Below are 23,469 nucleotides of genomic sequence, written 5' to 3' on the forward strand. Positions count from 1 at the left end.
GAGCTGCACGTGATTGACGAAATCCTCTTCGACGCAGAAGAGAACATGGAACGCGCCGTCGCGGTGGCGAAGGACAACTTCGCGTCCATCCGCACTGGCCAGGCGACCGCCTCGATGTTCGCCCACATCCCCGTGGACTACTACGGCGCGCCAACCCCCCTTCAGCAACTCGCCTCGATCACCGTGCCCGAAGCCCGCACGGTTGTCATCTCTCCGTACGACCAAAGCGCGAAGCGCGAGATTGAGACGGCGCTGCGCAACAGCGACCTTGGCGTGAACCCCAGCGACGACGGCACCGTGATCCGCATCGTCATGCCGGTCCTCACGGAGGAGCGCCGCCGTGACTATGTGAAGCTCGCCAAGACCAAGGCGGAAGAGGCCCGGGTGACGCTGCGCAACATGCGCCGCAAGGCCAAGGACCTCATCGACGCAGCGGTCAAGGACGGCGACGTCGGCGAAGACGACGGTTCGCGCGGCGAGAAGGAACTCGACGCCCTCACCAAGCGTCACGTTGACGCCATCGATGCCCTGCTCGCTCACAAGGAGAACGAGCTCCTCGAGGTCTGATGGTGGCGACGATCGGCGGGGGAGCCCCGTGAGCCTACTCAACAGGCGAAAAGGCAACGAGGCGGCACCGGCAACCCCAGCGTCGGGCATTGCAGCGGCCACCACCGCCGCCGTGCCGACCATTCCGGAAGCCACGCCCACTCCTGGCCCGCGCCGCAACTTCACGGTTGCCACCGTCGTGGGTGTCGCGATCTTTGTGGCGGTGCTCGGCGCTGCGTGGTGGAGCCCGCTGCTATTCACGGTTGGGCTGTATCTGGTGTGCATCGGCGCCACGTGGGAATGGCGTGACGCGCTCAAAGCCTCCGGCAGGCGCGTGAGCCTGTGGCCCATTGCCGTTGCGATCGCGGGAATGGGCGTTGCCACGTGGTACGGCAAGGCGGAGGGGCTCATCGTCGCGCTGCTCGTTGGCTGCGCCGGTGTGGTCGCGTGGCGCGTTGTGGACGATCGCATCGAGAACACGCTCGCCGATTCGCTCGCGTCCATGTTCACGCTGCTGTGGATCCCGTTCCTCGCATCCTTCTTTGTGCTCATGGAACAGGCGCACGACGGCTGGCAGCGCGTGTACATCCTCATATTCGCCGTGGCGGGCAACGACACCGGCGCCCTAATCTCCGGAATGTTCTTTGGCAAGCACAAGATGTCGCCACGGATCAGCCCCAACAAGACGTGGGAGGGCTTCGCAGGCGGGATCGTGCTTGGCACCATCGCCGCGTCAGTGCTCGCCTACTTCATCCTCGATGGCGCGTGGATCACCGGCGCTCTCGCGGGCCTCGCGGCCGCGCTGGCCGCTGTGCTTGGCGACCTCGCGGAGTCCGCGATCAAGCGCGACATCTCGGTCAAGGACATGAGCTCGTTCTTGCCAGGGCACGGCGGGATCCTTGACCGCATCGACTCGATGCTCGTGGCCGCGCCCGTTGCCTACGTGGTGTTCGCGCTGCTGTTGGGAACCTCATGACGGAGCGCCCCCTGCTGTCGATGGCCGCGCCAAAGCCAGGCAAGGCCCCCGTGCACTTTGCGGACATGGACGAGGCCGCACGGGCCGACGCTGTGGTCGCCTTGGGCCTCCCGGCTTTCAGGGCCAAGCAGCTCGCCACCCACTACTTTGCGCACCTCACCACCGACGCCGACGACATGACGGACCTTCCCGCAGCGTCACGGGAGGCAACCGCCGCTGCCCTCTTCCCGCCCTTGATGACAGAGGTGCGCTCGCTCGAGGCGGACAAGGGCGCCACGCGCAAGACGCTGTGGAACCTCCACGACGGCGTCAAGGTGGAGTCCGTGCTCATGAAGTACCCAGAGCGCGCCACGCTGTGTGTGACAAGCCAAGCCGGCTGCGGCATGGCGTGCCCGTTCTGCGCCACGGGCCAGATGGGCCTCACACGTAACCTCAGTTCCGCGGAGATCATCGAACAGGTGCGTCTTGCCGCGCGCCAGGCGCGCGACGGCGGCCTCGGCGAGAGCGTGCGGCTGTCCAATGTGGTGTTCATGGGCATGGGTGAGCCGCTCGCGAACTACCGCGCGGTCATCAACACCGTCAAGACCCTCGTCGCCCCGCCGCCCCACGGCTTTGGGCTGTCTGCCAGGCACGTCACGGTGTCCACGGTGGGTCTCGTGACGGGAATCGATCGCCTTGCAGGCGAGGGCATCCCCGTGACGCTCGCGCTGTCCCTGCATGCCCCTGACGATGAGCTGCGCGATGAGCTAGTGCCCATCAACACGCGCTGGAAGGTGGACGAGGCGCTCGATGCCGCTCACCGCTACTTCGAGGCAACCGGCCGTCGCGTCTCCATCGAGTACGCGCTCATCCGCGACATCAACGACCACGCGTGGCGAGCGGACCTGCTCGGCAAGAAGCTCAAGGAGCGCGGCGACGGCTGGGTGCACGTCAATCCCATTCCGCTGAACCCCACGCCGGGAAGCAAGTGGACCGCCTCGGATCCCGCGGTCGAGCGCGAGTTCGTCGAGACCTTGCGCTCTCATGGCATCCCCACCACCATCCGTGACACGCGCGGCTCCGACATCGACGGTGCGTGCGGCCAACTCGCCGTGGAGGAGCAGAACCGACCCGTCGGCCCCGCCGCCCGCTTGCGCAGAGAAGGCCCGCGCATCGGGAATACTGGTGGCGGACTTGGCAAGGAGACCACATGAGTGACCTGTTCCCGCGCACGTCTGCGATGCGCCACGGCTACGACCGCGCGCAGGTGGATGCCTTCTTCTCTCGCGCGCGTCAGGCGTACGAGCGGGCGGCCGCGCCCGACGCAGATCTGACGCCGCTCGACGTGCGCAGGGCCTCGTTTGACCTCAAGCGCGGCGGGTACTCGACGGCCGCCGTCGACTCGGCCCTAGATCGTCTCGAGGTGGCCTTCGCCAAGCGCACTCGCGACACGTATGTGCGCCAGCACGGCCAGGACGCGTGGATGCAAGACCTCGCCACTCGCGCGCAAGTGCTGTACCCGCGCCTTCGCCGCCCCAAGGGCGAGCGGTTCGCGCACCCTGGCTTCATTAGCAGGGGTTACGACGCTCGCGAAGTAGACAAGGTGCTTGCCCGCGTGACCTCGTTCTTCGATCGCGGAGAGCCGCTTACCGCACAACAGGTGCGCATGGTGTCGTTCGCGCAGGCCACGGGGAAGCGCGCCTACGACGAGGCCACGGTCGACGCCTACCTCGCGCGCACGGTCGACATCCTGCTCGGCGTCGGCGAGGGATGACGCGCTCCGTCTCCCTCCTTGGCTCCACGGGCTCCATCGGCACCCAGGCGCTTGAGGTCATCGCGCGCCACCGCGACTCTTTCGAGGTGGTGGCACTTGCGGCCGGAGGCTCCCACCCAGAACTGGTGATTGAGCAGGCGCGCGCGTTTGGTCCCCGCCTTGTTGCCCTTGCCTCTGACGCCGCGTTCGCGGAGGTTCGCGACGCACTCCCTGGCGTAGAGGTGCTTGCCGGGCCCGACGCTGTGGTCGCCGCGGCGGGAATCGGTGCCGACGTGGTGCTCAACGGGGTGACGGGTTCCGTGGGCCTGCGGCCCACGCTCGCTGCGCTCGCGGCGGGGTCCACGCTCGCGCTCGCCAACAAGGAGTCGTTGGTGGCGGGTGGGCCGCTCGTGAACCGGTCGCGTGTGCGAGACGACCAGATCGTGCCCGTCGACTCGGAACACTCCGCGCTTGCGCAGGCCCTCCGTAGCGGCACCAAAGGTGAGGTGCGGCGCTTAGTGGTGACAGCGTCGGGCGGTGCGTTCCGTGGCCGTACGCGACGCGAGCTTGAGAGCGTGACGTACGCGGATGCCCTTAAGCACCCCACGTGGGACATGGGGCCCGTGGTGACGGTGAATTCGGCGAGCCTTGTGAACAAGGCGCTCGAGGTGATCGAGGCGCACCTGCTTTTCGACATCCCTGCGGAGCGCATCGACGTGGTGGTGCATCCGCAGTCCGTCATCCATTCGATGGTGGAATTTGTGGACGGCTCGACGATCGCGCAGGCTTCGCCGCCCGATATGCGGCTGCCGATTGCCCTAGGGCTGAGCTGGCCCTCGCGCTTGGATGGCGTGGCCACGCCCCCGGACTGGACCCAGGCGCACACGTGGACCTTCGAGCCGCTTGACGAGCACGTTTTTCCTGCTATTCGCGTTGCCCGGCAAGCCCTTGCCGCGAGCGAACTCCACCCAGCGGTGTTCAATGCCGCCAACGAGGAGTGCGTTGCGGCCTTCGCGGTGAGAGATTTGTCATTCCTCGGGATCACGGACACGGTGCGGCGCGTTGTGGAGGCGTACGAGGGCGCGGACGCGTCCTCAGTCGAGGCCGTTGAGGCCGCCGAAACGTGGGCTCGCGCGAGGGCGCGAGAGCTCATCTCGAACGTAGGGTGAGGGAATGCTGCAAGTACTTGGCGTAGTGATCTTCATTGTGGGATTGCTCGTGTCTATTGGCCTGCACGAGGTGGGTCACATGCTGCCCGCCAAGAAGTTTGGCGTGCGCGTCAGCGAGTACTTCATTGGCTTTGGCCCCACGCTGTGGTCCCGCAAGGGCAAGGAGACCGAGTACGGCTTCAAGGCGATCCCGCTTGGTGGATACGTGAAGCTCGTGGGCATGATCCCGCCGGAGGAGGCGGTCAGGCCGGTCAAGGTGCGCGGTCGCTTGCGCCAGATCATCGCGGACGCCCGGGAGGCGTCGGTGGAAGAGGTGCACGAAGGCGAGGATTACCGCGCGTTCTATCACCTCACGTGGTGGCGCAAGGTCATCGTCATGTTCGGCGGACCGTTTGTGAATCTGGTGCTTGCGATCATCGCGTTCACGATCGTGCAGGTGGGCGTAGGAATGCCCGTCACCAACACCACGGTGAGCGAGGTGGCTGCGTGCGTGCCCGCGAGCGTCGACGCGACCTGCACGGCAGCCGACCCCGAGTCCCCAGCCGCCCTCGCGGGGCTGCAGGTGGGCGACACGATCGTCGCCATCAATGACACCTCCGTGGAGACGTGGGAGGACATCGCCCCCGAACTTGCCGCCCACCCTGGCGAGCAGGTCACCCTCACGGTGGATCGCGACGGCGAGACGCTGCAGTTGACGCCCACGCTTGCGAGCGTGGAACGCGGCGGCAAGACGGTGGGCTACCTGGGCTTCTATCCGAGTTCCGAAATCGTCAAGCAAGGGCCGCTCTCGGGTGTGCAGACGGCGTGGAACTACTCGGGGATGATCCTCAAGACCATCGCCACGCTGCCCGTGCAGATCTATCACGCGACCCTCGCGACGCTTGGTATCGAGGAGCGCACCACGTCCTCGGTGATGGGCATTGTTGGGGTTGGGCGCGTCTCCGCGGACATCGCGGCCGCGGACGTTGAGGGCTACACGTGGCAGCTCAAGGCCGCGGACATGCTCAACGTCTTCGCGGGGCTGAACCTGGCGCTGTTTGCGTTCAACATGATCCCGCTGGTGCCGCTCGACGGCGGCCACATCGCCTCCGCGCTGTGGCAAGGCATCAAGAACGGGTGGGCGCGAGTGCGGCACCTGCCCAAGCCGCGCCCCGTGGACGTGGCCCGCATGATGCCCCTGGCATACGGCGTGTTTGGCCTGCTGATCATCATGGGAGCGGTGCTGATCCTCGCGGACATCTTCGCTCCCGTCCAGGTGGGGTAGTTCACTCGTTGCTGAGGTGCGCGCCACACCGCAAACCGTGGGAGATACTGGAATCGTGACTTCTGTTTCGCTGGGGATGCCCGCTCTGCCCGCGCCCGTGCTTGCCCCGCGCAGGCCAACCCGCAAGATCAAAGTGGGTTCCATCTACGTCGGCGGGGACGCGCCCGTCTCCGTGCAGTCGATGTGCACCACCAAAACCGAAGATATCAACTCCACGCTGCAGCAGATCGCGGAGCTCACGGCGGCGGGCTGCGACATCGTGCGCGTTGCGTGCCCCACGCAGGACGACGCGGACGCCCTCCCGGCGATTGCCAAGAAGTCCAACATTCCCGTGATTGCGGATATCCACTTCCAGCCCAAATACGTCTTCGCGGCCATCGACGCTGGCTGCGCCGCAGTGCGCGTGAACCCCGGCAACATCCGCAAGTTCGACGACCAGGTCAAGGAAATCGCGCAGGCTGCGAAGGACGCGGGCACGTCGATCCGCATCGGCGTCAACGCCGGCTCGCTGGACCCGCGGCTGCTCAAGAAGTACGGAAAGGCCACCCCTGAGGCGCTCGTGGAGTCCGCCGTGTGGGAGGCGAGCCTCTTCGAAGAGCACGACTTCCACGACTTCAAGATCTCCGTCAAGCACAACGACCCCGTGATCATGGTGCGTGCCTACGAGCTCCTCAGCGAGCGCGGCGACTGGCCGCTGCACTTGGGCGTCACCGAGGCCGGCCCCGCCTTCCAGGGCACCATCAAGTCCGCCACGGCCTTTGGAGCGCTGCTCAGCCAGGGCATCGGCGACACCATTCGCGTGTCCCTGTCCGCCCCTCCCGTCGAGGAAGTCAAGGTGGGCATCCAGATTCTGCAGAGCCTCAACCTGCGGCCCCGCAAGCTCGAGATCGTCTCGTGCCCGTCGTGTGGCCGCGCCCAGGTGGACGTTTACGAGCTCGCGGAGAAAGTCACCGCGGGCCTTGAAGGCATGGAGGTGCCGCTGCGCGTGGCGGTCATGGGGTGCGTCGTCAACGGCCCCGGCGAGGCGCGCGAGGCCGACCTCGGCGTCGCCTCGGGCAATGGCAAGGGCCAAATCTTCGTCAAGGGCGAGGTCATCAAGACCGTCCCCGAGAAGGACATCGTCGAGGTGCTCATCGAAGAGGCCATGAAGATTGCAGAGACCATGGAGCCCGTCGAGGGTGCCAGCCCGCAGGTGATGACGGCGTCATGACCGATTCGCTGCTCAGGCGCGCGCAGCACAGTCTGGCGCCCCTGCAGCGGCGTGAACTCGACGCGGCGCTCGCGCTGTGCGCACAGGATCCGGTGGCCTCCGTGGTGCCGGCGATGCACCTTGAGACGGCCTCGCGCTCCGGTCACCTTTCCGCGGGGCTGTGGGCTGTCCGACGGCGTGCGGGCTTGGGCCGCGAACTCGCCGGGGTGGTGTGGAACGGGGCAAACTTCACGGCGATCCTCCCCTCTGGCGACGAGCTCGCCGATGACGCGTTACGGGCCGACGTTGCGGCTGGTGCGGTGTCTCGGCTCGCCAGGCCTGCGGCGATGGTGGGGCCCGCAGAGGTGACGCTCGACCTGTGGGGGCGGCTCGAGCCGTGGTGGGGACCCGCACGGGAGCTGAGGCCCCGGCAGGTGTCGATGGCCATTTCTGGGCCGGCCCGGCATGTGGAGGCCATCTCTGCTGAGGGTTTGGATCTCGACGCCGTGCGCCGCGCAACCCTCGACGACTACGACGCGTTACTGCCCGCATGCGTGCACATGTTCATCGGCGAAGTGGGCTACGACCCCATGCGTCACGGGAGGGTGGCCTACGAGGACCGGCTGCGCCAATTGGTGCGCTCAGGCAGAGCCTTCCTGCAGTACGGAACTGTTGATGGCCGTCGGGCCGTGGTGTTTAAGAGCGAAGTTGGCGCGCTTGGCGGGGGAGTAGGGCAGCTGCAAGGGGTGTGGGTGCACCCGTCGTTGCGCGGGCGCGGGCTCGCACGTGCGGGGCTATCCGCGGTGATTGCGGCAACGCAGGCGACCCTGGCGCCCACCGTGTCGCTCTATGTGAATGACTTCAACGCGCCTGCTATTGCGGCGTACGACGCGGTGGGATTTGAACGCGTTGGGGAGTTCGCCACAGTGATGTTCTAGCGTTCGCGCCGCGAGGCATGCGGCCGCTAGCATGTGCGCACGAGCCATTGGGGGCTCGTGAAGTCGGGAGGGGTCGCGCATGCGGATCTGGCGCGCAGCGGCGGTAACGACGACTGTCATGGCGTTGCTTCTTGGCGGTGTCTCGATTCCTGCCTCTGCCGCGACCACCGGGAAGTTCTCCATCAACGTGACCGATGAGAACGGCGATCCAGCAGATGGCGGATGCCTCAAGCTGACGAGGACCTCTGGCTCGGGTCCAACTTCGTACTCCGATTGCACGTCTTCAGCAGGAACCTACGCCATCTCGGGCATCGCGCTCGGTGGATTCACGTACAAGGTGTCCGGTTTCCCTCACCATGTTGGCACCGCCTCGGGCTCGGTGAATCTCACGACCGTGTGGCCCACCGCAAGCCTGACGGATACGGTGACGGCGGGCCCAGTGGTTAAAGGAACGGTGAAGTCGAGCGACGGCGCCCCGCTCGCTAACGCGGTCGTCACTCTGTACTCCGCGATGGTGACGTCCACCCCCCTCGGTGCGCCAATCGCGACCGGGACCACCGACGCCAATGGTGTCTATCGAATCCAGTTGAACACAAGCTCCTGGGTGAACGCCAAGGTCACGAGCACGGCGCAATACGGGAGCGCGTGGACAACCAGATGGTACGCGTCTACCGGCGACGGTGCGGCTGTCAAGAACTTCACCTTGGCGCCAGTTGGGTCGTTGACCGGAGTGCTCTCGGTACCGCCGCGAATCGAAGGCGACGACGTGTGCCTCCACGCTTTGCCGGAACGTCAAAACAACGACCCTGCGTTGAGCGTTTGCGGCGAGGTGGATTCCGCGTTCTCACTCGACGTGGCGCCGGGAACGTACTACCTGTGCCTCGGTGAGGCGCCAGCGAGCGCTCCTTGCACCGTCACGTGGAGGGGGCCAGACTCACCGTACGGCGGCGGCGGCGCGGTCACGGTAGCGTCAGCGGCCACACGGGCCGTTGACCTCCAGTGGGGCGGCACGCACGAGCACACCGTCAAACTGAACACGGGTGAGGCCCTTGACGGAGGGTGCCTCACGCTGACCCTTAGCGACGGGCGTTCCACGAGTGACTGCTCGCCGAGCGACGGGCGCTTTGACCTGGCATTCGCGGACGACGTGTACGACCAGCACGCGACCTTTGCGCTCGAGGGAGCAAACAACGCCTTCGACGCTACCTGGGACCGCCTGCTCAACTTGTCAGGCGGAAGCGTCAGCACACGCATCACGACGGTGAATGCCCGGGGCACGGGCCAAGTGAACGTTGCGGTTGCGCGCGACGACCACGTCGCCATCACGGGTGGCTGTGTTGCGCTGATCGTGGAGGGCAGCTTCTCGCCCGTCGCAACGGATTGCACGATCACCGATGGCATTGCGAATTTCAGTCAGGTTGCCCCGGCCCGTTACATCGTCAAGGTCACGAATGTGCCCGGTTCGCTTTCTGAGGTCTATTACCCAGCGGAACCGTCGAGCCGCCTGCCTCGTACGGCAGTGACCGTCACAAACGATGCCGTCGTAGATCTCGCGATGTCCTTGCCCACGCACGTCACGATCACCGGACGCGTCACTTCGGGAGGCTCGCCCAGAAGCGACGGCACCGTGCAATTCCTCGTGGGCGACGCGGTTGTCGCTGAAGCCACGCCTGGCAGCGATGGGAACTACTCTTTCGTGGCGCCAATCGTGCCAGGAAAACTTCGAGTCGTCGGCTTTGACGACTCCTCCGACGCTTACTTTGGTGGCGCCTACACGGCGGCCAGTTCTAGTCAGGTCGGCGGGCCGTCGCTGACTGACCTCACCCTCAGCGGGCGTGACTTCAGCTTGAGTCCGGCGGCGACCCTGAGGGGTGTCATCGAAGCCCCCGACGGAATCGCACCGGCCGACGCTTGTGTTCGGGCGGCGGTCAGTAACTCTGTGACGCTCTTTGGTCCGCCTGTGTGTGGAAGCGTTGGGGACCCGTTCGAGATCCCCGTCGTTGCGGGGAAGTCCTATGTCATTTGCGTGAGTTCTGTCACGGATTCAGAACTCTGCGGCACAGGGCCAACCGCGGTGTCCGACTACGTTGGCCGCGACGCGTGGGAAACAGAATTCGTGGTCCCAGCAAGTGGAGGTGAGGTGGCAGTCGTCCTCGCCTTTGGAGGGACGCTTCACGTCTCCCAGGACACGGACGGGGGCCCCGTGCACGGCGGATGTGCCACGCTCTATGAAAGCGGCGAGGAGACACAACGCTCGTGTGATCCGGTGGACGGCGTGTTCTCATTCACACTTGGTCACGACAGCACCCCCGGGCAGTTCGCGGCGAGTTTCGCGGGGGTCAGCGGCGCTGTCGATACCCTGGCTCGCACAGTCCCTCAGGTCTATGGCGGAGGCGAGTTCTTCGCTGTTCATGACGCGACTCCGTGGCCGGTGCTCGTGGGCACCATCACCAGGCCTGCGGGACTCGCGGCTACCCACGCCTGCGTTTACGTGGAGAACCTTGAAGGGCTCAGCGCGCAGACGTGCCTTGAGCCCGGTGTAGACGCCTACAAGCTTTCGGTTCCACCTGGGTTCTTGGCAATCCAGTTCTACGTCGAGGAGGACGGAGCGGCCTTCGAGTACTACAAGGACGCAGCCACTCTCGACGCTGCTACCAGAGTGAGAATCGTCATTGGAGAGACGAAGACGGTGAACGCAACGCTTGCGCCCGAAGGGCGCATCGTGGGGCACGTCACGGTAGCTGGCGGTTCCCCAGGACTAGACGGGTGCGCCGGGGCGTACGGCAGCGACGGGGTGCTTGCACAAGTGGGCTGCGTCGATGAGAACGGTGACTTTGTGATCGGGAGCCTGCCCGCGGGCACCTACCGCGTCAAGTTCTGGGGATTCGACGGCAGCGCATTGCGATGGTACTCATCGGGGTCCGATTACGGCACTGCAAAGCCGCTGACGGTGAAGAGCGGCGTCGATACTGTGGCGAACGCAACCCTCATTGACGGCAGCGTGCTCGCCGGCGCCGTTACCTACAAGGGTGCACCGGCGGTGGGTGGCTGCGTCGAAGTGTGGGCGCTGAGCGGCTACTTCGTCGACGCCGATTGCTCAATCTCCGCTGGAGAGTATGCGTTCACGAATCTTCCCGCTGGCACCTACAAGATCTACTTCACGGGTTTCGACGGCGCGGGGGACCTGTACTTTGGCGGAAGTTCGGTATTCGAGTCGGCCGCGAGCGTCCGCGTCAGCACGGCGTCCGTCACCAACGCAAACATTGCGCTTGGGGACGGTGGATCGATAGCTGGCACGGCCTATGCCGAGAGCATGTCAGGGGAAACGTTCACGGTTGGTCTCTACGACCCTGCGGGCAACCTGGTGGCGGCCGCCCCGCTGACAACCTACGGCGGTGTAGACGAGGAGCTGGGGCATGAGTACAAGTTCGAACACGTTCCAGCCGGAACGTACAAGATTGGCGTAACTCGCGACAGCGATGGATTCTTCGAGTGGCGCAGAGGAGCCGGCACTTTCGCTCCCGAAAGCATCGTCATGCCAACGGGTAGCTCATGGGACATCACGGGAAAGAACCTTCCGGATCTGTCCGCGCTGTGGGGCGGCGCGGTGTCAGGGTCTCTCAATGTGCCCGCGACGTGGAAGAGCTCAACCATCTGTGCGGTCGCTGTTCGGGACAGTGGCACGGTCGACTCCGCTGACTGCGGCCCGCGGGGAGGCGCGTTCACGTTGACCAGGTTGAACTCTGGATACAACTACGCCATCGTCTTCACGAACGGCGACGTGCGATCCTCCGCGGCCTACAAGGCGTTCAAGGGATCAACGAAGTGGTTTGGGAACGCCTCCAGCAGGACGTCCGCGCCGTACTACCACCTTGATGAAGGGCAACGCACGTACTTCCCGGTGTGGTTCTTCAAAGACGTCACGTACAAGACGTCGAACTTCTGGGCCATCTCTTGGATGGGCGACCAAGGCATCACCACGGGCTACTCCGACGGCTCGTTCAAGCCAACGGCCACCTTGTCTCGCGTGGCCTTCGCGACGTATCTGTACAAACTCGCGGGCAGTCCAAGCGTGACGCTCCCGGCGAAGAGTCCGTTCAAGTACGTGAAGAGCACCGATAGCGGCTACAAGGCGCTCGTATGGCTGTACAACTCCAAGATCTCCACGTCCACGACCTTCAAGGCATCGGATCCGGTGACCAGAAGCGCGGAGGCGGTCATGCTGTATCGCTACGCGGGCAAGCCAGCGATCACCCTGCCGAGTAAGTCGCCTTACTCAGACGTGAAGAAGAGCACCTCTGAGACCTACAAGGCGATCGTGTGGGCAAAGAGCAAGAAGGTCATGGGCGCCGTCTCGGGAACCTCGTTCAGGCCCTCCAGCACTGTCTCGAGGCAATCGGGAGCAGCACACCTGTACAACTACTGGTGGTACGTCGGCTGAGCAAGGCAAGCGTCGCCACTACGCTTGTCCCCATGCTCCGCATGTCCACGCTGTTCCTGCGCACCTTGCGCGAAGACCCTGCCGACGCCGAGGTTGCGTCGCACAAGCTGCTCGTGCGCGCGGGCTACATCCGCCGCGCCGCGCCAGGCATCTACACCTGGCTCCCGCTTGGCCTCAAGGTGCTCGCCAAGGTGGAGGCCGTGGTCCGTGAGGAGATGGACGCGGCGGGTGGCCAGGAGGTGCACTTCCCCGCGCTGCTGCCGAAGGAGCCGTACGAGGCATCGGGCCGATGGAGCGACTACGGCCCCAACATCTTCCGCCTCCAGGACCGCAAGGGCGGCGACTACTTGCTTGCCCCAACTCACGAAGAGATGTTCACGCTCCTCGTGAAGGATTTGTACTCGTCGTACAAGGATCTGCCGCTCACGATCTACCAGATCCAGACCAAGTACCGCGACGAGGCTCGTCCCCGCGCCGGCCTGCTGCGCGGCCGCGAGTTCATCATGAAGGACTCGTACTCGTTTGACGTAAGCGACGAGGGGCTCGACGCGTCCTACGCCGCCCAGCGCGCTGCCTACATCCGCATTTTTGACCGCCTAGGGCTCAACTACGTCATCGTGTCCGCAATGTCGGGAGCGATGGGTGGCTCCAAGTCGGAGGAGTTCCTGAGCCCCACGCCCATCGGCGAGGACACGTACGTGCGCTCGCCCGGCGGCTACGCGGCGAACATCGAGGCGGTGTCCACCCCCGTTCCGCCCGCTATCGATTGGGCCGACGCGCCCGCCGCACACGTTGAGGACACGCCGGACACGCCAACGATCGACACGCTCGTGGCCGTGGCAAACGAGCGTTTCCCGCGCCCAGACCGCGCCTGGACGGCCGCGGACACGCTCAAGAACGTGGTGCTCGCCGTTACCGCGCCGACGGGGGAGCGCTCGCTTCTCGTCGTAGGGCTGCCCGGCGATCGTGACGCGGACATGACTCGCCTCGAGGCCGCGCTTTCGCCCAGCCAAGTGGAGGCCGCCAATGAGGATGACTTCAAGGCACACCCGCAGTTGGTCAAGGGGTACATCGGCCCCGGGGCGCTCGGCCCCCAGGCGGGAGAAGACGGTATTCGCTACCTTCTTGACCCCCGCATCGTCCCTGGTACGCGCTGGATCACAGGAGCAGACCAGCACGGCCGCCACGTGTTCGAACTCACCGCAGGGCGTGATTTCACGGCCAACGGCACCATCGAGGCCGCCACCGTGCGCGAGGGCGACCCCGCGCCCGACGGGTCTGGCCCGCTCGAGCTCGCGCGCGGTGTGGAGATCGGCCACATTTTCCAACTTGGCCGCAAGTACGCGGGGGCGCTCGGCCTGCAGGTTCTCGACGAGAACGGCAAGCAGGTCACCGTCACGATGGGCTCCTACGGCATCGGCGTCACGCGTGCACTTGCGCTGCTCGCGGAGAACAACAACGACGAGCTGGGCCTCAAATGGCCCATCCAGGTGGCCCCTTACCAAGTGCACCTCGTCGCAACGGGCCGTGACGAATCGGTCTTCGAAGCCGCCTCGTCGCTCGCCACGCAGCTCGAGGACGCGGGCGTCGAGGTCTGCTACGACGACCGCCCCAAGGTCTCACCAGGCGTGAAGTTCAAGGACGCGGAGCTCATCGGTGCCCCCTTCATCCTCGTCGTCGGCCGTGGCCTCGAGACGGGCGAGGTGGAACTCAAGACCCGAGCCACCGGCGCCAGCGAAAACCTGCCACTGGCCGACGCTGTGGCTGAGGTGGCGCGCAGGGTCAGCGACGCGTTGGCTGGCTAGGCCCGCACGGTGACGGGGGAGTTGGTGGCGGCGCGCATCGTCGCGCTCAGCTTCGACGGCAAGAGCCTCGAAGCCCGTCAATGCGCGGCCGATGCGCTTGCGGATTCCTCCCTCTCGAGCATCGATCGGGCGCGGATTGTCGCCGCGAGCGCCTTCACCGACTACATCGATGCGCGCTTCGTAAGCGCCATCGTGGCGGCACAGCGAGCACAGCTGCTCACGGATGAATCCGGGCTGCCTGCCGACCCCCTCGTGCTTGCCGTGCTCGCGCTTGCGAGCGCCAACGACGTCACTGCTGGTGACCATGCCGCGATGTTCCGCGAGGCGCTCGCCTCCGCACCCGGCACACCAGAAGTGGGCGCGCCCTTGGGGTGGCTCGCCCTCGCGGTGCTCGTCGAGGCGGCGCTTGCTCACGGCGAACTTGGCACGGCCGCGCAGCTCATCGCGGAACGCGATCGACGAGAGCCCCCTGCCTACGGCACCTCGTTTGCCACGTTGCAATCGGTCCGCATCGCCATCTTCGGCGGCGATCTGGACAGCGCGCGTCGCGACTGTGAGGCGGTCATCGCCTTGCCCGCCAATGCGGACCGGCCGGTGGCTCTGGGTCTCGCGCGCGCGTTCCTCGCGCTCATCGCCGCCTATCAAGGTGATGCGGCCGCCGTGGATCGCGAGCTCGAATCCGTAGCGGAACTCGTGCCGCAGCCCGCGGGCTGTGTGGACGGCGGCTCGTACATCGTTGCGGGGTTCGCCCTCGCCGCGCTCGGCCGCTATGGGGATGCCGCACCGTGGATCTTGCGCGGCGGTGGCGGGCCGGACCTGCATCTTGCCCAAGTGGTGGATCGTGCGCTTGGCTACGACATCCTCGTGGCCGCGGCGCTCGCCGAAGGGGACGCGGCCACGGCGGAGTTGTGGCTACGCCGCGCTCACGCTCTCGATCCGGTGCCGAGCGCCGTGCTTGCGGTGGAGCAGACGGAGGCCCGGCTCGCTCTCGCGAGAGGCTCTGCGCGCGCTTCGCAGGAGCGCGCGGAACTCGCCGCGGACCGCGCTCGCGCCGCGGGGCGTCTCCTTGAGGCCGCCAACGCGGATCTCGCTCGCGCCTTGGCCATGACGGCCGCGGGCGATGTGCCCTCGGCCATTGACACCTTTACCGCCACGGCTCACAACGCCGAAGTCGCGGGGGCTCTCGCCTTGCGCCAGCGTGCCACGTCCGAGTTGCGCCGTCTTGGCCGCCGGTTGGAACCTCGCCGTGGAGCCGGGGCCGCCGCGCTGTCGGTGCGGGAGTTGGAGGTCGCGACCCTCGCCGCAGAGGGGTTCACCTCTCGCCAGATCGCGCGCTCGCTGTTCATTTCCGAACGCACCGTCCAGACTCATTTGCGCCGCGTGATGCGTGCTCTTGGCGTGACTGCGCGCTCGGCGCTGCCGTCGGCCCTTGGCGACGTGGCGCCGCCCCACGGCCACGCGGTGCCGCTTACTGGCCGCCAACGCGAGGTTGCGCAGCTGGTTCGTGAAGGCCTCACCAATGCGGAGATCGCCGCGACGTTGGGGATCAGCGTGAAGACGGTCGAGAAGCACGTGGCGCTCATCTTTGACCGGTGGGGAGTGTCCTCCCGTACGGGGATCGCGCGGTTTGTTCCTTTTGCGGAGAATCCCGCGCACGTCGTGGCCGCTGAGTAAGCACAATCCCCACTTATCGTCGCGCGGCGTTCTCGCCACACTCGGAGGATGAGGGGAGACCGCACCCAACTCAGTGAGTACTGCACGGGTCCAGTGGCGAACGCGTGACCCCGGACACTCCCGCGGCTGCGGCACGTCGGCCCTGGTATGCGACCGGATGGTTCGCAGCAGTAGCTGGTTTCGTGGCACTCGTAATCGTCGCTGTCTGCCTCGTGGCGGTCATGCGACGGCCCGACGCTGTGCTGGCCTCCGTACCCCCGCTAGGTGAGCGCGCCCCTAGCGACTTTGCGCTGGACCTCAGCACCACCACCTCCCCGCTTGTGCGCCGCGGCGAGGCGGTGTCGATGGTGATCGCTGCCCCGGCGAGCGCGAAGGTCAACCGCGTGGAACTGTGGCGCGACGGCGAGTTGTACTACGCGCTGGATGACACCGATGTGGTCACGGATCCTGAGACGGGGAGCGTTCGGCTGAACGTGGACGTCGTCTCGATGACGGCAGGTGGGCACGTTGTCGTCGCGCGCGCCTACGGAGATGCCGACGCGTTCGCACAATCGGCGCCGATCGCCTTGCCCACGATGGATCTGGAACAGGATCTTGTGGTCGCAACGTCCACATCCACCACAACGTCGGCCGCGTGGCCTGGCTTCTCGCTGCGTGCTTCGGCTGGCGACACCCTGGCGAGCATCGCCACACGCCTTGGCGTCGACGTGGGCACTCTTGCCACGGTGACTGAGAGCGCTGGCTCTGCCGCCGTTCTCACCCCTGGCACCATCGTGACCGGCATCGTCCCGGCCCCCAACGCGGTGCTTCCCGGGCGCATTGGTGAGGTGACCTTCGATACCGACATCCACGCGGTTGTCGACGGATGCGAGGCCGTCGTCACCTCGTCCACTCCCGGAGGGGTCCGCATCTACGGAGGCGCGGGCATGGTGGCGCTCGGGGACATCGAGGACGGACAAGAGCTTCGGCTCGGAACCCTTCCGGTTGGGCCGACGATGCTCGCCGCGTACGCGATGGATCCCCAAGGCGCGGTCCCCGCGAGCGCGCCCGTGACCGTCACGATTCCCGATGAGTGCGCCCTGGACGGGTGGACGGGCGATGCCCGCATCAGCGGTGGCCTCATGATGACGGACACCCAGATCTCCAAGCCGTACGTGTACATGGCGATCGACAAGGGTCAGTGGCAACGCGTTCCCGCGCAAGATGGCGTCTACCTCAGCTCTGGGACCACTCCGCTGACGGACCTGAGGTCGTTTGTGGACCTGAGTCACTACGACCAGATTGACCTACAGGTGTACAGCGGTGATGACGCCGCCGCGCCGTCGGCGACCGGGCAGTACTGTCGCGCAGCGTCGGCCCACGCACAGGCGGGCGCGACGTCCGCCTCGGGAGGCGAGTGCACGCCGGCAGACGGCGCGCCAACGGGGGCGCCCGGTACGGCGCCAACGGCCCCCCTCACGCTCACCATGGAGCCCCAAGGCGCCGAGGCCACGCGCAACATCGTCAAGTCCATCAACGTGACGGGCGACCCAACCGCGATGCCGCTCTACCAGGTCTCCGGGCCAGGCGAGGCGCTCTTGCAGACTGATGGTGCCGACCACGGCGTCACCGAGGTGATGTACCAGTTCTCGTACATCCCCTTCTCCCCGGGAACCAGTGGGCTCAATCCACCGGGGATGTTCTGGAGCCAGCGATCCACCGCGTCACACGTGATCGAGCCATGGAACTGGCACAGCGTCAAGGTCACCGCGGACAGCTTGGATGACGTCGACGAGCTGGCGCTGACGGACCAGCTCGCCCTCAACCTTGCAAAGGCGCGGCTTGCGCAGGGGCGCAATCTCATCGACGAGTTCTACGTGCGAGCCGTGGCGATCAGCACCACCGCAGGGGTATCGACGTCGCTCGGCTTCTCGTCCAATTCCATCAAGGTTTCCATGCCCGACGCTCTCGCGGCTAAGAGCCCGAGCGTCGCCAATGCGCAGCTCGCGGTGCAGCCGGGAATCCGCGTGGCGGGTCTCAGCGACAGCGGTAGGGCCGTGGGATCCACCGACGCTTCCGGTGCGTCGGTGCAGTCGCAGACGCCGTGTATCGCGGTAGTTCGGTACCCAGAGGCCAACAGGTACACCAAGTACCCCATGTCCGCACCCAAGTGGAAGACCCTCAAAGGCGACACGTACTTCGCGGGAACTAAGCGCGCCTGGACGGACACCCTTGTCACCGCGGGAGTCCCCGGTTACAGCGATCTCGAAATGGCGAAGACGCTGTGGTCGAGTGACAAGGTCATCTACTGCCAGGACCTCAAGGCGGCGGAGAAGCGTCAGGAGGCGGCGAATAACTACGAGCCGCCCACGTGCGGCCTCGGCTGCGTGTTGTCGTTCGTGGCCTATGGCGCGTTCGTTGGTCTCGTCGTTGGTGGACCCCCTGGCGCGCTCTACGGCGCGCTTGTGGGCCTTGGTCTTGGCCTTGGCTCCGCCGCGGATCCAAGCTTCTATGCCTCCGTGATGGAGACGTGGGATGCAGTGGCGGACGTGTACAACGGCGCGTTCGATGCGGTGTGGACGGTGGTCGAGACGATCAACCCCGTGTGTCTCAGCGCTCGCGGCTATGGGAACGATCAGGCGGGCGAGTTCTGCAATGGCACGGTCCGGGCGGTCGCCTCTGCGATCATCACCTACTACACCGGCCTGCCCCCGCAGATCGCTACCTCGGAGGACCTTGAGGCGGCGCAGCAGGGAAACATCGAGGCCGTCGCGTATGCCCTTCTCGACGAGGGGCTTAAGCAGCTGGGCCTGTCGTGCGACGATCTCACCATTCCCTCTGGGGACGTCAACGATCTGAGCAACAAGCTCGCGGGAGTTGGCGTAGACGTTCCCGAACTCGAGAATGCCGATGGCGACCTCTCGATGTGCGCCGCGCTCGCCCGCGGCATCGCGGAGTCGATCGCCAAGCAAGACAGCCAACGTCGCCAGCACATTCTTGGAGACCTCACGGGAGAGGGCTCGGTACCAGGGCTGATCGTCACCGCGGTGACGAACACCCAGCCTGTGCTGACCTTCACAGGTGGGCCCGTTAACGCAACCGGGGCCCAGCAGTCCTGCCCCCTCGTCGCGAACGTGGAGATCACTGAGGACGGCTCCACGTATCGCCTCTATCCGCTGTCCATCCCTGCCTGGCTGCGCTATGCCCATACGAGCATCGATGGCAACGCGGGAACTACGGCGTGGACTGGCGAGGTGACGGTGCCCCCGCATCGCACGGCCTACTACAAGAAGCCCACCGAAGCGGTTCGCGAGGTGGTGCCGGCCGCCGCAGGCGCTCCGTACCTGAGTGTGCAGGTGGATGGGCCATGCCTCGACACCACCCTCACGCTTACTGCGAAGCAGTACTTCACGTGGGGCTCGTCGTTCGCGTACTTGCAGGACAAGCGACCTATCAAGGCGTACTGGTGATGCGATGAAACTCACCCTCCTGTCCAGTATCGCCGCGGGCGTGGTCGCCACCTCCGCGGTGGTTGGCACCATCGTGGTGCTCGGTGTGCAACCGCAGATTCGCGAGGATGCGCTGTGGATCGACGCCCCGGTTGCGCACTCGGCAATCCCGCAGGGAGCCACCGCAGTGGTGGCGCACACCAACTCACAGGGCGTCACGTCCATTCGGGTGGTGCTTTCGCGCAACGGAAAAGAGGTCGCAACCCTTACTGACACGGATCTGACGATCACGTCGAGAGGCAAGGACGCGAAGGAGCTGCGTGCCTTCGAGGACCAATGGGATGCCGTCGCTGGTGAGTACACGCTCAAGGCCACGTCCTATCGCGGCGCGAGCGTTGTGGCCGCGACGTCGACGACATTCATCGTGCTTGGAGAAATCCCGTCAACGGCTCCGGTGCCCACGGAGTCGGCCTCCCCGTCGCCGTCCGCATCGGCAACGCCGTCAGCGACCCCCTCGCCAACGTCCACTGCGGAGCCCTCGGCGACTCCCGGCACCGATCCCACGTCGGAGCCAACGGAGAAGCCGACCACCAAGCCAACGACAAAGCCGACCACACCGCCGGTGGAGACGCCGGAGCCGTCACCGACGCCGGAGCCGGTGGTGCCCGCGGCCGGAAAGGTGACCAGAGCCGCCGTGGCGGGGACGTATGAGTGGACCAACACCTTCACCGTCACCGGGGTGCGACCAAAGTCGGCGCAGGTGTTTGTGGAAATCAACCTGCACAACACAGTCCACACCCCGTATTACGCGGGCTATCAGTCCTACCCGTGTGGGACGCTCACGCCCTACTCGGGCTCTGGCGCCGATGCCACGTATCAGTGCACCGTGACCGTCACGATCGAGCCCCCGGGCGGGTGGCGAAGCGGCGAGTTCTGGCCGAGCATGCCCGCATCGGTGTTCCGCAGCAAGGTCGTCGTTGACGGCAAGGCGTACTACGGCACCGGTGGCAACTGGACCCCCAGCGGCAAAGGCGTTTAGCTAGCGGTGGGGCTCGGCGTTGGTTGCACGGCGCCGGGCAGCGCGGGAATCTGCTCGGCCGTGAGGCCGCTAAGCACGGCGCCATTGAACGCGATCAGGGCACTGTTGAGCAACCACTCGCGATCTACCGGTGTCGCTGCAACGAGCAGCGCGGCGTAGGAGTCCGCAATCGCGCGCTGAGACTCGAGCACCGCGGCAGAGTCCGTGCCGACGTCGTATTGCGGCTCTCGCAGGTCAGCGACGCCGTCGATCGCTAGAAGCGCGGTCACGCGCGCGCCCTCACTGGCGGTAAGCGCGAGCGCGTCTTCGCGCGCTTCGTCGGAGCTGCGCGCAGCCACCACCTCGTGCGTTGCCCGCAGTTGGTCATGCGCGAGCGCGAGCCGCGCAAGGGTGCCCGCATCAACCTCGGTGGTGGCGCCCGGGCCGGTCACCGCACTGGAGTAGTCCGTCATCTCCGGCGTCACGGTGCCCGCGGCGGCCGACATCGCCAGATGTGACAAGAGGATTGACGCACACAGGTCGCCAAGCGGATCGTCACCAGCGGCCTCCATGCAATCGCGCGCCGTGTCCGTGGCGACGCTTAACGCCATAGCGAAGTCAGCGTCGGGCCGCGGGGAGGAGGTGGGAGAGACCCCGCCGAGCGCGGCAAGGCGAATCGGCACCGCCGCCGCCTCAACGGCCGCGAGGGGATCGGTGGAGGTGCCAGCAGCGGTCGCAAGCGCGGATTCGGCGGCGGCAACGTGATCGCGCAAGACCGTGATGGGCGTGGGTGTGCGGACGGGCTCTGGATCCTCCTCGAGCCGCCACGAGCACGCACTTAGCACAATGGCAACGGCAGCGACCATTGCCGCCACCTGACCCGCGCGCCGCACCATGGGCGCCATCATGACACGTGCCGCAGACCCCCCTAGACTGTGAGTCAACTTCAGTAACGGCTTAGGGAGGCTTGTGACTTTGGGTCTCGAGAACCGCATTGCCGACCTCGCCGCACCCGCCGCGGCCACGGCCGGCCTCATTGTGGACGCCGTGGAGGTGGACCAAGCAGGCTCGCGTAAGCGCGTTGTGGTGTTCGTTGACCTCCCTGATGACGAGGTTGGCTCGGCCTCGCTCGATGCGATCGCTGAGGCATCGCGCGCCATCGGTGCTGCGCTCGATGAGGCGAACGTGCCGGAAGAGGCCTACGTGCTCGAGGTATCGACGCCGGGAATCTCGCGTCCCTTGACCGAACGCAGGCACTTCTTGCGCGCGCGGACCCGGCTCGTGAGCCTTGACCTCAACGACGGCACCATCATCAAGGGCCGCCTCACGGATGTCGATGGCGAGGACGCTGTGCTCGACGGCGAGCGTCGGGTGCCGCTTGCGAGCATCGTGGTTGGCGCCATCGAAGTTGACTTCAAGGGCCAGGGATAGGGCGCATGGACATCGATATGCAGGCACTGCGGGGCCTGGAACGAGAGAAGGACATTCGCTTCGACGTCCTGATCGACGCGATCGAGCAGGCATTGCTCTCCGCGTACCACAAGACGCCAGGCGCCTACCGGCACGCTCGCGCCCACCTTGACCAAGCGTCGGGCATCGTCACGATCTATGCCCGCGAGGAACTGTCCGTTGATGAGGACGGCACCGCGCAGCTGAGCGACGAGTTCGATCACACCCCTGACGACTTTGGCCGCATCGCCACCTCTACGGCCCGCCAGGTCATCGTGCAGCGCTTGCGGCAAGCAGGCGACGACGCCGTGCTTGGCGAGTATGCGGGCAAGGAGGGGCACCTCGTCTCCGGCGTGATCCAGCAGACCCAAGACATGCGCAACGTGCACGTCGACATCGGCGACATCGAGGCGGTGCTGCCCGCGCACGAGCAGGTGCCCACGGAGACCTACGTGCACGGCGAGCGCCTGCGCGCCTATGTGCTCGACGTCAGTCGCGGCATGAAAGGCCCGTCGATCACGCTCTCACGCACCCACCCGGGGCTTGTTCGGCAGCTCTTTGAACTCGAGGTGCCAGAGATCGCTGACGGCACCGTCGAGATCATGTCGCTCGCGCGCGAGGCTGGGCATCGCACCAAGATCGCGGTGCGCGCCACCGTCCCTGGAGTGAACCCCAAGGGCGCGTGCATTGGCCCCATGGGCGCGCGCGTGCGTGCGGTGATGAGCGAACTGCGCGGCGAGAAGATCGACATCGTCGACTGGGACGACGACCCCGCAACGTTCGTGGGCAACGCCCTGTCGCCATCGCGAGTGGTCTCGGTGACCGTGGTGGACGAGGAGGCCCGCGCCGCGCGCGTGGTGGTTCCCGATTTCCACCTGTCGCTCGCGATTGGCAAGGAGGGGCAGAACGCCCGCCTCGCGGCACGCCTCACGGGCTGGCGTATCGACATCCGCTCGGACGAGGCGCCCGAGTCGCCAAGCACCGCCGGTTCCGGCGACTAGGGGCACCCGGTAGAATGGTGGAGCCGAGCACGTCGTCTCGAAACCCCACAGCATCGCACCTAGGGCCACAGGGCCCGGTTCGAACATGCATCGGGTGTAGGGAGCGGGCGGCCCGGTCAGACCTGGTGAGGGTTGCAGTCGTCGATGGCGAAGTCGTTATCGATGAGCACGCCACTCTTCCTGGGCGCGGCGCTTGGTTGCACCGCCGCCCAGAGTGTCTGGAACTGGCGAAGCGGCGCAAAGCCTTCTCGCGCGCACTGCGTGCGGGCGTGGCTGACGCGTCCTCGCTCAGCTTCGGATAACCTTGTCTGTGCCAAACCCATCGACAGAACGGGATGAAAGCCCATGAGCACCCGATGAGTACCTCGAAATGAGTGCCCAGCAGTAACGATGGTTCGACCCCTGCCTTGGTCGGACCAAGACAGGAGTTTTTTGTGGCAATCGCTAAGCCTCGCGTTCACGAGATCGCGAAGGAGCTCGGAATCCCGAGCAAGGACCTCATCACCAAGCTGAACGAGCTCGGTGAATACGTCAAGGGTCCGTCCTCAACTTTGGAAGCACCCGTCGTGCGCAAGGCGCGCGAAGCGTTCCCTGCCGCCGCTCAGGCGCCCGCAGCGTCGGCCCCCGCGGCCGAGAAGAAGGCTCCCGCGGCGCCTAAGCCGTCGGCGCCAAAGCCTGCCGCCCCTGCGGCACCGGCACAGCCCGACGCTGTGGCGCCGGAGCCTGCTGCGGCACCTTCCGCTGCGGCTGAGTCGGCTCCCGCGGCGACCGCGGCGACCGCGGCTAACCCGGCGACCGCCGCGGCCTCTGCCGAGGCCGCGACTGACATGCCGCGTCCG

18 protein-coding genes are annotated in these 23,469 nt (G+C 66.1%); 17 read left to right on the top strand and 1 reads right to left on the bottom strand.

From position 1 onward, the window contains the following. Positions 1-9: 9 nt before the first annotated feature. The 13 genes from frr (at position 10) to QM618_RS05555 (ending at position 20,201) form a co-directional block, all read left to right on the top strand. Positions 10-567, top strand: coding sequence for a ribosome recycling factor (gene frr / locus QM618_RS05495; protein WP_428095488.1), 558 nt, complete (start codon positions 10-12; stop codon positions 565-567). A gap of 28 nt (positions 568-595) precedes the next feature. Continuing rightward, the gene (locus tag QM618_RS05500; RefSeq protein ID WP_428095490.1) at positions 596-1,522 is read left to right on the top strand and encodes a phosphatidate cytidylyltransferase; all 927 of its coding nucleotides are present in this window, start codon (positions 596-598) and stop codon (positions 1,520-1,522) included. Beyond that, positions 1,519-2,715 carry a 23S rRNA (adenine(2503)-C(2))-methyltransferase RlmN gene (rlmN, locus tag QM618_RS05505; RefSeq protein ID WP_428095492.1) on the top strand — a complete coding sequence of 399 codons (1,197 nt, stop codon included), beginning with the start codon at positions 1,519-1,521 and terminating at the stop codon, positions 2,713-2,715. The genes QM618_RS05500 and rlmN overlap by 4 nt, the downstream gene beginning before the upstream one ends. Beyond that, on the top strand, positions 2,712-3,275 hold the full coding sequence (locus QM618_RS05510; RefSeq protein ID WP_428095494.1) for a DivIVA domain-containing protein: 564 nt from the start codon (positions 2,712-2,714) through the stop codon (positions 3,273-3,275). The genes rlmN and QM618_RS05510 overlap by 4 nt, the downstream gene beginning before the upstream one ends. Continuing rightward, positions 3,272-4,423, top strand: coding sequence for a 1-deoxy-D-xylulose-5-phosphate reductoisomerase (dxr, locus tag QM618_RS05515; RefSeq protein ID WP_428095497.1), 1,152 nt, complete (start codon positions 3,272-3,274; stop codon positions 4,421-4,423). The genes QM618_RS05510 and dxr overlap by 4 nt, the downstream gene beginning before the upstream one ends. Positions 4,424-4,427: 4 nt before the next feature. Next, on the top strand, positions 4,428-5,687 hold the full coding sequence (locus QM618_RS05520) for a M50 family metallopeptidase (RefSeq protein WP_428095499.1): 1,260 nt from the start codon (positions 4,428-4,430) through the stop codon (positions 5,685-5,687). A gap of 76 nt (positions 5,688-5,763) precedes the next feature. Continuing rightward, on the top strand, positions 5,764-6,897 hold the full coding sequence (gene ispG / locus QM618_RS05525; protein ID WP_428095526.1) for a flavodoxin-dependent (E)-4-hydroxy-3-methylbut-2-enyl-diphosphate synthase: 1,134 nt from the start codon (positions 5,764-5,766) through the stop codon (positions 6,895-6,897). Next, positions 6,894-7,814, top strand: a complete 921-nt coding sequence (locus QM618_RS05530; protein WP_428095501.1) for a GNAT family N-acetyltransferase — start codon at positions 6,894-6,896, stop codon at positions 7,812-7,814. The genes ispG and QM618_RS05530 overlap by 4 nt, the downstream gene beginning before the upstream one ends. 79 nt (positions 7,815-7,893) lie before the next feature. After that, positions 7,894-12,255 carry an S-layer homology domain-containing protein gene (locus tag QM618_RS05535; RefSeq protein ID WP_428095503.1) on the top strand — a complete coding sequence of 1,454 codons (4,362 nt, stop codon included), beginning with the start codon at positions 7,894-7,896 and terminating at the stop codon, positions 12,253-12,255. Positions 12,256-12,296: 41 nt separating this feature from the next. After that, on the top strand, positions 12,297-14,060 hold the full coding sequence (locus QM618_RS05540; RefSeq protein WP_428095528.1) for a proline--tRNA ligase: 1,764 nt from the start codon (positions 12,297-12,299) through the stop codon (positions 14,058-14,060). 9 nt (positions 14,061-14,069) lie between these two features. Beyond that, on the top strand, positions 14,070-15,734 hold the full coding sequence (locus QM618_RS05545; RefSeq protein WP_428095505.1) for a LuxR C-terminal-related transcriptional regulator: 1,665 nt from the start codon (positions 14,070-14,072) through the stop codon (positions 15,732-15,734). Between the two features lie 182 nt (positions 15,735-15,916). Continuing rightward, complete coding sequence (locus tag QM618_RS05550) at positions 15,917-19,183, top strand: hypothetical protein (protein WP_428095507.1); 3,267 nt, start codon at positions 15,917-15,919, stop codon at positions 19,181-19,183. 4 nt (positions 19,184-19,187) lie between these two features. Next, the gene (locus tag QM618_RS05555; RefSeq protein WP_428095509.1) at positions 19,188-20,201 is read left to right on the top strand and encodes a hypothetical protein; all 1,014 of its coding nucleotides are present in this window, start codon (positions 19,188-19,190) and stop codon (positions 20,199-20,201) included. Here the strand turns inward: QM618_RS05555 and QM618_RS05560 are convergent. Beyond that, positions 20,198-21,076 (bottom strand): hypothetical protein, encoded by an 879-nt coding sequence (locus QM618_RS05560; RefSeq protein WP_428095511.1) that lies wholly within the window; start codon positions 21,074-21,076, stop codon positions 20,198-20,200. The genes QM618_RS05555 and QM618_RS05560 overlap by 4 nt on opposite strands. A 73-nt stretch (positions 21,077-21,149) precedes the next feature. Here QM618_RS05560 and QM618_RS05565 point away from each other — a divergent pair, with 73 nt between their 5' ends. The 4 genes from QM618_RS05565 to QM618_RS05580 form a co-directional block, all read left to right on the top strand. After that, the gene (locus QM618_RS05565) at positions 21,150-21,611 is read left to right on the top strand and encodes a ribosome maturation factor RimP (protein WP_428095513.1); all 462 of its coding nucleotides are present in this window, start codon (positions 21,150-21,152) and stop codon (positions 21,609-21,611) included. A 5-nt stretch (positions 21,612-21,616) separates the two neighbouring features. After that, complete coding sequence (gene nusA / locus QM618_RS05570) at positions 21,617-22,630, top strand: transcription termination factor NusA (RefSeq protein WP_428095515.1); 1,014 nt, start codon at positions 21,617-21,619, stop codon at positions 22,628-22,630. Positions 22,631-22,644: 14 nt separating this feature from the next. Next, complete coding sequence (locus QM618_RS05575) at positions 22,645-22,932, top strand: YlxR family protein (protein ID WP_428095517.1); 288 nt, start codon at positions 22,645-22,647, stop codon at positions 22,930-22,932. A 132-nt stretch (positions 22,933-23,064) separates the two neighbouring features. Next, the coding region (locus QM618_RS05580) for a translation initiation factor IF-2 N-terminal domain-containing protein (protein WP_428095519.1) at positions 23,065-23,469 on the top strand (405 nt) is incomplete at its 3' end.

Origin of the sequence: Demequina sp. (assembly GCF_049841215.1) — a bacterium.
GTDB lineage: Bacteria > Actinomycetota > Actinomycetes > Actinomycetales > Demequinaceae > Demequina.